Source organism: Lachnospira hominis (ex Liu et al. 2021), assembly GCF_014287955.1.
Classification (GTDB): Bacteria; Bacillota; Clostridia; order Lachnospirales; family Lachnospiraceae; genus Lachnospira; species Lachnospira hominis.
The window spans coordinates 51,611-64,835 of sequence record NZ_JACOPD010000007.1 but is presented as its reverse complement, the minus strand read 5'-3'; the positions used below and the strand labels follow the sequence as shown (position 1 = coordinate 64,835).

General features: G+C 35.5%; 11 protein-coding genes and 2 pseudogenes. 3 read left to right on the top strand and 10 right to left on the bottom strand.

Features of this window, described 5'->3' with window-relative positions; translation table 11 throughout:
- Positions 1-82: 82 nt before the first annotated feature.
- The 4 genes from H8S01_RS10350 to H8S01_RS10335 all read right to left on the bottom strand — a co-directional run bounded on the left by H8S01_RS10350 (position 83) and on the right by H8S01_RS10335 (position 4,081).
- Positions 83-1,954 (bottom strand): ATP-dependent nuclease, encoded by a 1,872-nt coding sequence (locus H8S01_RS10350; RefSeq protein WP_186837135.1) that lies wholly within the window; start codon positions 1,952-1,954, stop codon positions 83-85.
- A 30-nt stretch (positions 1,955-1,984) separates the two neighbouring features.
- Entirely contained in the window at positions 1,985-2,557 is a 573-nt protein-coding gene (locus H8S01_RS10345; protein ID WP_186837134.1) for a flavin reductase family protein, read from the bottom strand.
- A gap of 74 nt (positions 2,558-2,631) precedes the next feature.
- Positions 2,632-3,396, bottom strand: coding sequence for a hypothetical protein (locus H8S01_RS10340; RefSeq protein WP_021866501.1), 765 nt, complete (start codon positions 3,394-3,396; stop codon positions 2,632-2,634).
- Positions 3,397-3,463: 67 nt separating this feature from the next.
- Complete coding sequence (locus H8S01_RS10335; protein WP_021866502.1) at positions 3,464-4,081, bottom strand: HDIG domain-containing metalloprotein; 618 nt, start codon at positions 4,079-4,081, stop codon at positions 3,464-3,466.
- Between the two features lie 223 nt (positions 4,082-4,304).
- Between H8S01_RS10335 and H8S01_RS10330 the strand changes: the two genes are divergently transcribed.
- Together H8S01_RS10330 and H8S01_RS10325 are read left to right on the top strand one after the other, a co-directional pair.
- Complete coding sequence (locus tag H8S01_RS10330) at positions 4,305-5,528, top strand: 6-phosphofructokinase (protein ID WP_021866503.1); 1,224 nt, start codon at positions 4,305-4,307, stop codon at positions 5,526-5,528.
- Between the two features lie 2 nt (positions 5,529-5,530).
- Entirely contained in the window at positions 5,531-5,803 is a 273-nt protein-coding gene (locus tag H8S01_RS10325; RefSeq protein ID WP_186837133.1) for a hypothetical protein, read from the top strand.
- A gap of 122 nt (positions 5,804-5,925) precedes the next feature.
- On the opposite strand, the gene H8S01_RS10320 is transcribed toward H8S01_RS10325, so the two are convergent.
- The 5 genes and pseudogenes from H8S01_RS10320 to H8S01_RS10300 all read right to left on the bottom strand — a co-directional run bounded on the left by H8S01_RS10320 (position 5,926) and on the right by H8S01_RS10300 (position 9,470).
- Positions 5,926-6,567 (bottom strand): helix-turn-helix transcriptional regulator, encoded by a 642-nt coding sequence (locus H8S01_RS10320; protein WP_186837132.1) that lies wholly within the window; start codon positions 6,565-6,567, stop codon positions 5,926-5,928.
- A gap of 178 nt (positions 6,568-6,745) precedes the next feature.
- The gene (locus H8S01_RS10315; protein ID WP_021865125.1) at positions 6,746-7,174 is read right to left on the bottom strand and encodes a hypothetical protein; all 429 of its coding nucleotides are present in this window, start codon (positions 7,172-7,174) and stop codon (positions 6,746-6,748) included.
- Between the two features lie 143 nt (positions 7,175-7,317).
- A pseudogene (locus tag H8S01_RS14120) lies at positions 7,318-7,608 on the bottom strand (transposase); the annotation flags it as partial.
- A 118-nt stretch (positions 7,609-7,726) separates the two neighbouring features.
- The gene (locus H8S01_RS10305) at positions 7,727-9,079 is read right to left on the bottom strand and encodes a flagellin (RefSeq protein WP_186837131.1); all 1,353 of its coding nucleotides are present in this window, start codon (positions 9,077-9,079) and stop codon (positions 7,727-7,729) included.
- A gap of 172 nt (positions 9,080-9,251) precedes the next feature.
- Positions 9,252-9,470, bottom strand: a complete 219-nt coding sequence (locus H8S01_RS10300; RefSeq protein ID WP_330605584.1) for a carbon storage regulator — start codon at positions 9,468-9,470, stop codon at positions 9,252-9,254.
- Between the two features lie 130 nt (positions 9,471-9,600).
- On the opposite strand from H8S01_RS10300, the pseudogene H8S01_RS14535 reads away from it, so the two are divergent.
- A pseudogene (locus H8S01_RS14535) lies at positions 9,601-10,056 on the top strand (tyrosine-type recombinase/integrase).
- A gap of 543 nt (positions 10,057-10,599) precedes the next feature.
- Here H8S01_RS14535 and H8S01_RS10290 read toward each other — a convergent pair.
- Positions 10,600-13,224 (bottom strand): hypothetical protein, encoded by a 2,625-nt coding sequence (locus tag H8S01_RS10290; RefSeq protein ID WP_186837130.1) that lies wholly within the window; start codon positions 13,222-13,224, stop codon positions 10,600-10,602.
- Position 13,225 lies beyond the last annotated feature (1 nt).

Below are 13,225 nucleotides of genomic sequence, written 5' to 3'. Positions count from 1 at the left end.
ATTTTTGTAACAAATACATCTTAACACTAACATGTCCCTTTGTAAAGTACCATTTTGTCAAATTTCACAAAGTTATATCATTTTATCTTCTTCTTGAGTCAAAATATACAAAGCCATCAATTTTATCTAAAATATCAGCAAAAATTTTTCTCGGTGCAAGTTCTATATATCGCGAAAGCACATCATTCTCATTTGCCTTGAATCTTCCGTAAAAAATATCATAAAGATTATGTCCTCTGACATAAATCCTTATATTTTCTATATTTGCAATTAAATCATTGCGTGAATCAATACTTATATCCAGCTTGCTTAACATTTTCTTTACACTTGTCAGTTTGTACAAATATTGATTGTATTTCTCCCACAAAATATCATAAAACTCGTCAACACTCTTAACAACACCAACCTTTTCCATTATTTCAGGAAACAGAAAATAATTTTCAAATGAGTAATACTTTAATATAAGTACATTTCTATCCGTAACTCTTGGCATATTCCCTTTATCTTCTTTTGCACGCTCACCATAATAGCGACACAGCTGTTTGCCCAGCATCTGTTTATCCTTGCCGTCGCTGTCACGAATCATCATAAACTGATCTTTAAGATAGAGAGTGTTAATATATTTCAGATTGGCATACGTTTTGATATTGGTACAGCTGTTGGTAGAAATAATAGCTATACGCCTTAAACGCCCATTTTCGTCATATACTTCAGAATAATACTTGTTAAGAAGAAGTGGCAGCCTGCTCCTGTCCTGCTTTCCCTCAACAATAAACACAAAGCTCACATTCATCATATCATTTGCCGTAAAACCAAGGTCATTTAAAATATCATCTATATCTGTATCTTTTCTGACGGCTGTCATATGAAATTCATCGCAGTAAATCTGCCTTATCTGTTTTGTTGTAAAATTAAAAAGCATCTCCGGTTCATGAGTTGAAAAAATAACCTGATTCTTTTTTGACAGTCTGTACAAAATCTCACTGGCGATTTTCTGTAGTTGTGGATGAAGATATGTCTCGGGCTCTTCAATCATAATGATATATGGTGCCGTATCATTATCAGAATTTATATATGTTTCAAGCAGCGACAAAATATATATACTCCTGAATCCTTCTCCCATTGAATCAAAACTGTCGTATGTTTTTCTTGACGGATTTTCAACTATTGTTTCTATATTAAACAGTTCATCCGCATCAAATTTAATTTCATAACGGATTTTCAAATCTCCCCCACCGTTTTTTGAAAAATACGAATTAAGCCTGTCCGCAAATGTGTTAAGGTTCAGGCTGAACATTTTATACTGCATGAGTCTGCTTGTCTCAACAAGTGTAAGCTCCTGCGGCTTTTTTCTGTTGATTACGCCCATACAGTCAAAGCATTGGCTGCATTTCTTTGCACTGTCGAATATGCATCTGTCAGCCTTAAATTCCGCAAAGTTATCATCATTAGAAAACATCATAATATCTTTTAAAATATCAATATTATTTCTATAATGATCAACAAAATAAATTCTCGGAAGCACATTTCTTATATATGTATTATTTTTCTTTATTCCATCGCGGTATTTCTCATTTCCATTCCTGTCAAACACATACTCAAATGTCAATATTCCACCGCCCTCTTCATCAGGAATAAATGACGGCAGTCTCTGGCAGAAGCTTTTGAGCCACAAATCATAATTTTTCATTTTTTTAACAATCCCGTTGCCATGAAGAAAACTCAGGTCTTCATATGCAAACTCCAGTTCCATTCCGATTATAATATTTCCCTCCGGGCCATTAAAATCCGGCATATTAACTGTTTTATCGCCAAGAGCAACACGGATTGCATCAAGAATTACTGACTTGCCCGAATTATTTCTTCCAACAAGAATAAGTGCATCCTGTGCATCATCTATTTCAAGTTCTTTTATCGACTTATAGTTTTTAATATGAAGCCTTTTTATTTTCACTATGACACCTCCGGATTACTGATTACCGCATTATTTCTTCTTTGCTACTGAAAAACCAAATTTGCCTATTTTTTCCCCAAGTTCAAAATATTCACCATGTGAATATGCCAGAAGATTAGCATCTTCAAGTCTTAATCTTCCCTTATCATCAAGAAGTTTTTCATCTACATGCACTGCTTCAACTTTTGCTATAAACATATCATGTGAGCCAAGTTCAATAACATTAACCACTTTACATTCTATATTAACCGGACTTTCTGCGATTGCCGGAGCATTGATTTTTGATGATTTCTGTGGTGTGAGGTTCATTTCTTTAAATTTATCAACATCTCTTCCCGAACGCACTCCGCAATAATCTGTTGCACGGCATAAATCCTTTGTTGTAAGATTGACAACAAATTCCTTTGTCTCTGATATTATCCGGTGTGAATATCTTTCTTTTCTGACTGAAATTGATAACATAATCGGGTCTGAGCATATTGTTCCTGCCCATGCAACTGTTATAATATTCGGTTTCTCATTTTCTCTCTGGCAGCTTACCATGACTGCCGGAACCGGATAAAGCATGTTTCCCGGTCTCCATTCCTGTTTTTTATTCTGCATAAAATCCTCCTTAATGAAAACGGCAGCCACAGCCGGAATCACCGGACTACAGCTGCCGCAACTGTTTTAATTTATCATTTAAATAATAATCCAAGAATTGTTGAAAGAACTGCTGATGCGAGTGCCGCAAGACCATATACCAGAGGCATATTATTATCATCCTTCTCTATTTCCTTGATACCGATAAAAGTTAGTACAAGTCCTGCACCATTTGCAAATGAAATCATCCATGATTTGAGATATCCGAAAAATGATGCCGGAATCATTGCGATTATTGTTCCTGCAAACGTAAATGGAATTGTTACAAGAATTGATAAACTTGCTATTGCAAGAGTCTGTTTATATGTAACCTTTTTGTCTTTTTCAAATGCATTGATTATGAGCATAATAATTGCAGCTGTTAGTGCAGCAATCGCAATAACTTCCACAAAATGTGTGAAAAATCCTGCAGCAATCTGTCCTGCAGAATAAGCTTTTGTCTTTCCCGAAATAAGATTAGCAAGGTCTGCGAGGCTCTTTAATGAACTTTTTGTTGTAAAATTTATATATAACATTCTTAATAATTCACCTAATGCACTTATAAATGCAAGAACAAGTATAAGAATTGCCGGTGCTTCCATTGATGCATTGGAAACATACTTTTTCACGGCATCTGCCGGTTTCTTAAATATTCCCGATAATAAATCTGTAAGTTCTTTTACCATAGGCAATGTCTGCTTCGGAGCCTGCTGTGTACTTTGTGTCTGTGCGTCAGGCTGTACCTGCTGTGTATTTTGTGCCTGACAGTTACAAACCTCTCCATCGGATAACTGTCTGCCACATTTAGGGCAAAAACTCATAATTTTCTTCCTCCTCAGAAAATATTTTATATTGTATTTTATATACTAACACAAATTATAATTTCTATCAATTTATTTTATTTGTCTTTTTATTTTTGTATTTTTTCCTGAAATACTTATCAAGGACTTCTCCAACACTGCACAGTTTATCTGTCATAACTATTACATATGTTTCTTTATATGATGGCGGTGTCAGTGTGAGCGGGAACATATGCTTGGTAATCATATCTCCTTCTTTTTTTGTAAGAGAAAAGTTATCATGTGCATTTTTCAAGGCTTTATTCGGATGTTCAAATCCATGCATGCGTTCTCCCTTTTCAGGTTTGTGCCCATGCCAGTCATAAAGAAACAAATCGTGCAAAAGTCCTGCTTTTGCTGCCGCATTATCGTCCAATCCAAGTTTTTTACATACTATGTAGTTCATATACGACACATGGACAGAATGTTTAAAGCAGCTTGTCTGACTGTGATGATTAAACTTCTTCATACTCTGAACAACCGGTTTTGTCGCAATTGGTCTTACAGTCTTTCTGTATTCTTTTGCCGTTAATCGTCTCTGTTCATTTTTTTGTTTTATATAGTTTTTTACAGCACCCGTCATCTGTCCCATAACAGATTTATCTCTTCCAAGTGCATTTTTTCTATATATATATCTTTTACTATTATTGCTTACTTTTGTCTGCATATTATTAAACCCTCCGGGTTATTTATTACTAACTATATCATAACACCTGACGGCGAAAAAGTCATGCTTGTACCTTTTATAAAAATATGGTAAAATCTTTTTAGAATACTTCGTGCAGTAATATTATATTCTATAATGTCCGGGCGTATGTTTTATAGAGGGTATTTTTTTGTCCGGATTACACGGGTATGTTCCGCACAGCGGATAAATAAAGGAGGATTTTATGGTTGGAAATGTTATTGTTGGTCAGTCAGGCGGCCCAACAGCGGTAATTAATTCAAGTCTTGCAGGTGTATTCAAGACTGCTAAAGACAGAGGTGCTAAGAAGGTTTATGGTATGCGTCATGGCATCAAAGGTCTTCTTGATCGTCAGTATGTTGATTTATCTGAAAAAATCAAGACTGATATTGACATTGACTTATTAAAGAGAACTCCATCTTCTTATCTTGGCTCTTGTCGCTACAAATTGCCTGAAATCAGTGAAGGTAAAGAAACTTATGAAAAAATATTTGAAATACTTAATGAACTTGACATCAAATATTTCTTCTACATAGGCGGTAACGACTCAATGGATACTATTAAGAAGTTATCCGATTATGGTATTCTTATCAACAGTGACATCAAATTCATGGGTGTTCCAAAGACTATTGATAATGATCTTGCCGTTACTGACCACACACCTGGATTTGGTAGTGCTGCAAAGTTTATTGCCGCAACAATGAAAGAAATTATCAGAGATGGTCTTGTATATGACTATCCTACTATTACTATTGTTGAGATTATGGGACGTAATGCCGGATGGCTTACTGCTGCCGCTGCTCTTGCAAAGGGTGAGGACTGCGAAGGCGTTGATTTAATTTATCTTCCTGAAAAGGTATTTGATATTGACCATTTCATGGAACGTGTTAAATCTATCGTTTCAAAAGGTCGTTCTATGGTTATTGCCGTATCTGAAGGTATCCGTGTTATGGATGGTAGATATGTATTTGAACTTTCAGACCATGTAGAATTTGTTGATGCTTTCGGTCACAAACAGCTCGCAGGTTCTGCTAAGTTCCTTGCAAATAAGATTGGTTCAGAGCTTGGAATCAAGACTCGTGCCATTGAACTTTCAACACTTCAGCGTTGTGCTTCACACATGTCATCACGTACAGATATTACAGAAGCTTACAATGTTGGTGGTGCTGCGGTTAAGGCTGCATTTGAAGGTGAGTCAGGCAAAGTTGTTGTATTAAAGAGAGTTTCTGACGACCCATATATGTGCATTACAGAAACACACGATGTTCATCAGATTGCTAATATTGAAAAGAAAGTTCCTCTTGAATGGATTACAGAAGATGATTTTGTAACAGATGACCTTATCCATTATATCAGACCATTAATTCAGGCTGAGCTTTCACCGATTATGGTAGACGGTCTTCCAAGACATCTTAACGTAGATATGTGATTATGTTCAGATTGTGGTGTAAATTATTCGACGAAAGCGGACATCTTTTAAAAGATACCGTTATTGCAAACGATAACCCTGATTTGAATCGTACAAGAAAAATTTTTGATGGAATACATGATGCATGTTATGCGTTTGATTTAAGCGAGCCTATATGGCTTGAATCAAATATCGAAACCTTTAAGCGTCATTCCAAAGTACGTTTTAATCATGATAATTTTATTGATTCGATTGATTTTTCCTATATGGAAATTGAAGTAATTGAAGAAGACTAGATTAATAAAAGGGGCTGTAAAAAACAGCTATAAGATAGGGCATCTGTTCACGAGAGTGGGCAGATGCCTGTCTTTATCTTCAAAACTACGGAAAACTGTGAATTTTAATCATTTTCTTCGTTTCACTTGCAACGTTTCTTTTTTAGCAACGAACCCATCAGCATACCAATTGCTGAGATTATTACTCCTGCAACAACAAGTCCCCACTCCGGAGCATTCAGCTTGTCAAAAGCAATGTTATTTGCCATTGCGAATGTGCCGTATTCAGCAAGCATATACATCACTCCAAAAAATAGAGTAAGTGCCCATTTTCCTTTTGCCCAAAAATCATTTTTACCGATTATGAAGGAAACGATAAATGTTGTTACAGGAAGAAGAATCCATAAGTATACTAAACTATATCCCATCGCATCACTTCCACTTGTAAAGAACCAGAACGCAATCATAGCAATTGCCCATACAAGCATATAGGACAGGATTGTAATAATTTTGTTTCTGTTGGTATTGCTTTTTACAACATTTGTACTTTCTTCGAGATAATCATAATATGTATTCATTTTTTGTTCTCCCTTCAATAAATAGTCAAGGGAAGCCTCGTAGTAATCACTCATTTTAATGACACTGATGATATCTGGATAGGATTTTTCATTTTCCCAATTTGAGATGGTCTGACGACTCACTCCCAATAATTCAGCAACCTGTTCTTGTGTCATCTTTTTTTTAAGCCTAGCTGCCTTTATTTTACTTCCGATATCATACTCCATGTCCATTGTACCTCCCTTGTACTTTATTATAGGAAAACCACCCTTCATAGTCTATCAAACGGCTTTGACATCACAGAAAATGCGTGTCAAAATGCTTTGACATATCTCTGCAAAATTCAAATTCGCCATTGCTTTCAACTCACCAGAAGACTGAAATTTGTTACTTAGGAACCGACAGTTAATATCCCCAAGTCATTAATTTCCATGTTCCGCCTTCGCTACGTGCCAACCACCATGACCATGTGTATTCTTCATTAGCGTTCCACGCTCCACCTCCATTTTTAGGTGACCTGAAACTACTATCAAACGAAATACATTGTGTGAAACTCTCTTTATTGTCGTTTGCTTCCTCCAATTCATTCATCCAGGCAATATTATCCTCATTATTGCACGCATCATCAGATGTATAAGATAGGCTGTGCAATTCACACCCCTCAAAAGAACTAAATTGTTTCTTTATAACATCAATAGCTTCATCCATGTCATCTTTTGTGTATATAGATGATGTCCCATAGTCAATAACTAAATTTTTTGTATTTCCTTTTCCACAACCAGCTAAAGATATAACAAATAAAAGACAAAGAACCATTGCTATCAATCTTTTCATAATCACTACCTCCACAAATCCAAATTTTCTTTAGTGTAGCACTGTTTAAAAAGTGCTACAAGTGTATGATCGTCAATCAGCTTATTTCCATCAGCAAACAGGATGCCATTTTTATCAAGGAAATATAGAAACATTGTTGCTGCGATTCGTTTGTTGCCATCGGCAAATATTTGTTCAATTGTATCGGTTAATTCATTACGAATAAAGTTACCGAACGTGGCAAAGGATGGAGCTTTCATTTCATCAAGAAGATACATATACCGGATGTCCGTTCTACAGAGTTTTTCAATCTCCCGGAGAGAACAGAATCCGTGATTCATAACTTCACAAAAAGTATATACTGGATCAGAAATATTAATTAATTTTTCGATTTCTAATGGTAATTTCAGCTGACGAGCTGTATAATTACCATTAGGTTTATTAATTAGTAGCATAATTAATTATACCAAAAAATCGCTTAAACCTCACGGCCTAAGCGATTTTTCTTTAAGGGGAGTTTTTTTACAGCCCCTTTTATTTACTTTAAAATATAGTAATTACGCTTTTATAGCATTACTGAAGAAGTGAAAGTACGCCCTGGTTAGACTGGTTAGCCTGTGCAAGCATTGACTGACCTGCCTGTGTAAGGATACTATTCTTGCTGTATGCAACCATTTCTTCAGCCATATCTGTATCACGAATAGCAGATTCAGCTGCTGTTGTATTTTCAACAATATTATCTAAGTTAGCAATTGTATGCTCAAGTCTGTTCTGAACGGCACCAAGAGCTGAACGCTGTGAAGATACTTTCTTTATAGCTTCACCAATTGTATCTACAGCTGCATCTGCATTTGTAGAATCATCTCCTGTTACAGAAATACCTTTGACACCAATACTTTCAGCACTCATGCTCTGCATAGAAACAGAAATTTTATTATTTGCTGTAGTATCAGCCCCAACCTGAAAACTGAGAACAAGGTCTTTAACAGCTTCATATTCTACTGTTGTCTTATCTTTTGCAGCTGTCACTGTTACATAATTAGCAATCTGTTCAGCACCAATTTCTTTAAATGTCGCATTAGCACCTGTCGTCTTTTTGTAAAGTGATTGCTTTACTGTTCCATCTTCATTAAAATAATTTTTTAAATCCTCATCTTTTACCGCTGTCGTTCCCTGCGCGTCTGCATATAAAGCTGTTGATGCAACACCATAACTCTGCTTTACAGTAGTTAATGCAACAATCTTATCTTTTGTCTGTGCACCATACTGATCTGTTGTATTTGCTGCTCCAGAATACATTTCCATGCCATCTTTAATCGCTACATTTCCATTTGCATCAACTTCAAGACGTTCTAATATTTGATCTGCTGTCAAAGCTGTTGCAGAGCCTTTAGCATACCAAGTAGTAGGTGCGTTTGTTGCTGTTAACGCAACTGTAGATGTAACAGGTGTTTTATATGTAGCTGTCATAGCTGTAGCTGCAACTTCTTTCTGTCTTGTTTCCGTTCCGTTACCCTTTAAAAGATATGTTTCGTTGAACTTTGTTGTCTCAGAAACTCTGTCAATTTCAGATGTAAGCTGGTCGATTTCGTCCTGAATATTCTGACGGTCATCTTCTGACATTGTTCCGTTACCTGCCTGAACTGCAAGTTCATTCATTCTCTGAAGCATTGAATGAACTTCTGTTAATGCACCCTCTGCTGTCTGTACACATGATATTCCATCCTGTGCATTAGAAGATGCCTGACTGAGACCACGAATCTGCTTTCTCATCTTTTCTGAAATTGAAAGTCCTGCTGCATCATCTGCTGCACGGTTAATCTTATAACCTGAAGATAATTTCTCTGTTGATTTTGCCTGTGCTGAAGTTGTTACGCCAAGCATTCTGTTAGCATTCATTGCTGTTAAATTGTGTTGTACTACCATATTTTTGTACCTCCGTGTGGTTAATTTTTATGGAAACTCCGTTTCCCATTTTTATTTATAATAAGTATGTCTTTTATTAAGCATGCTTTCCCGGGATGAAATATTTACGACATGCAAAATATCAGTTATACATTATTACCTCGATTTTTACGCTTCTCACGCATCAGAATATCTACAATTTCTTTTTGTGCTTCCTGCGATATTCCCTCTTCTTTCTTATATTCATCAACTTTTTCACCGGCTGCTTTTTTACCGAACTTCTTACAATGTTGACCTCTCTCGGTGCATCAACCAGCAGATGAATATTGTTTGCCGAACCTCCCGAAAATATAACTTTGATATTGTCTCCAATATCTATATACTCTCCGGGTTTTAATGTGAGTTTTAGCATTTTTACCTCCATGTATCAGTTAGAATTTTTCCTTTTCAAAATGTAACTATTTATTACAAAATGTTGCATTTTTAACTTTTTATTTGTAATAATTCATCTGAACTATAAAAATTATGATTGGAGAATATTTATGATTACAGAACCGATAAAAGATAACAAAGAATTGCAGGCATTTCTTAATTTCTACGCTGACAAAAAACCGAATCTGCGAAATCATTGCCTGATTGTTTTTGGATTAAATACTGCATTAAGAATAAGTGATATTTTAAATATTAAATGGAATATGATTTATGATTTTGAAAACAAGAAATTCATAAAGAGGCTCACCATAAGTGAACATAAGACAGGAAAAATAAATATTATCCCTATAAATGACAATTTATCTATTGCTCTTCAAAAACTTTTTTCCAAACAGAATCCTTAATACAACGATTACATATTTACAAAATCGACAGACCACACAAGACCGCTGAGCCGTACTCAGGCATACCGCATAATAAAAACCGCAGCTGACAAATGTAATATTACAGGAAACATTAGTTGTCATTCTCTCAGAAAAACTTTTGGATTTTTTGCATGGAAATAAGGAACACAGCCGGCTTTACTCATGGCAATCTATAATCACTCCTCATACAATATAACAAAACGATATCTTAGAATCACACAATGCGAAAAAGATGATATATATGCATATTAAATTCCCTCGCTAAACCATTTTTATAATATCAATTATAGATTTAAAAAATTCTTATTTTTCAGAAAAAAGGGGTTAAGGAAAATCGCTTACAGCTGATGTAATAAATTTAAATAAAAATACAACATTTTGTAATAAAAGGTTGTATTTTTGTTTTTTATATGTCAAAAAAGGTATCCAATACACAACAACATATCGGATACCTTAATTTTTATATTTTATTTATTTAACTACAGACACGTCAACGCCACATCTACTGTCTCTTTATCAATCCCGCTTGCTATAAGTTCCTCTGTCCTCTAATCTTTGTGCCACATCACACATATTGCTCACTCCTTCCGATTCTCCCAGTAATTTCTCATATCTTCTGTCACCTGTCATCACTGAATAAGTGTCTAATGCTTGTAAGTTACTTTGCATTATGCCTGACACACATTACTTATTTCTTTTTTTACGTTTTTTTATAATAATTACTGCAAGCACAATTATACATGCTGCAGCACCGCCACATATATAGTAAATCATATTGCTGCTTTCTTTATGAATCACCGCAAAATCTGCTTCGTAAGGAATTTCAGCAGTCATATAACTTCCATGCTCTTTCGCATCTGCCTTAACCCAGCCTGAATCTGCGTTGTCACGATACCATACTTCGCTGCTTCCCGAAGTATTTTTTATGTAAAAATGGCATGTTTTTGTACCTTTATCTTTTACGTCTGTGCCTCGCATTTTCCATGCATATGAATATTCTATATCCCCTGACAGATTATCAGTATCACATTTTGATAATGTAATTTTATTATCATCATAGAATTTTCCTTCCGCAATAAAAAGCGGTTTATCATTCTGCGATGCAATGTCACCGGCAACACTTTCTATCCACACATGATATTCTGCTTCAACAACAGTATTCTGCAATATTGGTTTTGATACTATATTTTCCGGCCATTGTGCATAATATCCATCCTTATCAGGAATTGAGGGAAGTTCCGATACACCAAGATTTGCATTATATGCAATATTTTTTGTATCAATAACATTTCCATCAGCTTTGAATACAAGTGTTACACGATGAAATCCATCAGGTATATTCTCCATTGCCATAACAGCTTCATAGCTCGCACTGTCAGCCTTACCGCTATAATTAATATCATCAATTCCGCCATATATATCATTTACAAATATATTTGTGCTTACTTCACCGTCAGATTCAATTATTCCTGCAAGGCTTCCCTTTGCTTCACCATCACCAAGAATTGCCGGAATCGAAATACAATTTTGCATTGTATAACCTTTTCCACAAATTCCGCCTGTATAATCTTCACTTTCCACATTGCAAAGACTGTAACTGTCTGTTATTGCACTTGCACTGTTACCGGCTATTCCTCCGGCATAGTTACCCGTCTCCGACTTTACTGTTCCATAACCCTCGCTTCCATATACAAGTCCAAGTTCCTGTAATCCGACAATTCCTCCGGCACAGTCTTTTTTTGAATTAACCTCACCATAATTAATACAGTATATTACAACATCACTGACAGTTGAACGAAGCCTTACATTTGTAGTCTCAGTTATGTCAAGATCATACTCTGGATCAACATCATATTCAACGTTCATTGTTCCGGCTATTCCTCCGGCATTAATATCTCCATGCACTGCTCCCCTGTTTACTGACTTTGCAATAACACCATCTGAATTTTGTGCACTGTCAGCAGATGATATATCTTCTATATAGTCATCATCACTTGTCACAACATCCATTGTTTCTGTTACTGTATTACCAATATTTTTAATCTGTGCAGAGATTCTTTCAATACTATCTGCAATTGTTCTTATTTCACTGTCAACTGTGTCCGCAACGCCATGTATATCATCTGCAACAGTGCTGTTTTCAATATCTTTTGAAATATCATCAACAAAATCTTCTATTTTTTCATCGTTATCGTTATTTCCATTAAGCTTATCCTGTAACTTATCAAGCAGTTCTTTATACTGGTCAATAATATTTTCTGTATAAGACTTAACATCAGATGAAGCATTATTCATCGATGATGACATGTTATTTAATGTACTGTTAATAATATCTATTGAACTCTGCACATCATCAACACGGTCATTCAGATACTCAGACTCAATATCCGGTTCTGCCTGTCCGACAATTCCACCGACATCTTTTCTTCCATAGATTTCACCTTCATTAGAACATGTTATAACTTTACCGCTCTGTTTTCCGGCTATTCCACCGACATTATACCCTGTATGTGCAAATCCAATCTTACCATAATTAACACAATCCGATATTATTCCTGTTGACTCACCGGCTATTCCACCCATATCATTACGGTCTATGACATTCTGCGTAAGATTGAGAGTTCCTACATCAACACCACCTATGTCAAGTGTTGTATCCAGTTCCTGCGTATTAACACGGCTCTTTGATGTACAGCTGCTTATAAGTCCATCATTAACTCCGGCTATTCCGCCTGTCTGATTTGTTGCTAAAATATCAGCATCACTGGTACAGCTCACTATTTTGGCATTTTCATGATTATAGCCTGCAATTGCACCTGTTGCAGTAGATGCATTTACTTTACCCGAAAATGAGCTTTCATTTATTACCCCTTTGTTTATACCTGCTATTCCGCCTATATTTTCCTGACTTCCGGTAACATTAATACTTCCTGAAATATTAAGATTAGTAATAAAACCACTCTCTGCTATATAACGGAAAAAGCCAAAATCCGAACCTTTATAATCAACATTAAAACCACTTATTATATGAGAACCGCCATCAAATGTTCCGGCAAAATATGATATTCCTTTAAAATCTGAGCCCGAAACATCTATATCGGCAGTCAGTTTCACAATCTTGTCTTTGCTATAACTGTCATATTTGCATTTATTGGCAAATTCAATAAGTTCATTTACTCTTGAAATCTCAATAACATTCAAAGAATCTTCAGCTGACACATTAATCGGCATGATGCTTATTACTGTCATTATAATAAGGATTAGAGAAAGTCCTGCCGGTATTATCCTTTTCTTTAAATATTTTTTCATT

Bases quoted from the DNA above. Each gene is read 5' to 3' on its own strand.
- H8S01_RS10345 (WP_186837134.1), bottom strand. From the start codon at position 2,557: ATGCAGAATAAAAAACAGGAATGGAGACCGGGAAACATGCTTTATCCG.
- H8S01_RS10340 (WP_021866501.1), bottom strand. From the start codon at position 3,396: ATGAGTTTTTGCCCTAAATGTGGCAGACAGTTATCCGATGGAGAGGTT.
- H8S01_RS10335 (WP_021866502.1), bottom strand. From the start codon at position 4,081: ATGCAGACAAAAGTAAGCAATAATAGTAAAAGATATATATATAGAAAA.
- H8S01_RS10330 (WP_021866503.1), top strand. From the start codon at position 4,305: ATGGTTGGAAATGTTATTGTTGGTCAGTCAGGCGGCCCAACAGCGGTA.
- H8S01_RS10325 (WP_186837133.1), top strand. From the start codon at position 5,531: ATGTTCAGATTGTGGTGTAAATTATTCGACGAAAGCGGACATCTTTTA.
- H8S01_RS10320 (WP_186837132.1), bottom strand. From the start codon at position 6,567: ATGGAGTATGATATCGGAAGTAAAATAAAGGCAGCTAGGCTTAAAAAA.
- H8S01_RS10315 (WP_021865125.1), bottom strand. From the start codon at position 7,174: ATGAAAAGATTGATAGCAATGGTTCTTTGTCTTTTATTTGTTATATCT.
- H8S01_RS10305 (WP_186837131.1), bottom strand. From the start codon at position 9,079: ATGGTAGTACAACACAATTTAACAGCAATGAATGCTAACAGAATGCTT.
- H8S01_RS10300 (WP_330605584.1), bottom strand. From the start codon at position 9,470: ATGCTAAAACTCACATTAAAACCCGGAGAGTATATAGATATTGGAGAC.
- H8S01_RS10290 (WP_186837130.1), bottom strand. From the start codon at position 13,224: ATGAAAAAATATTTAAAGAAAAGGATAATACCGGCAGGACTTTCTCTA.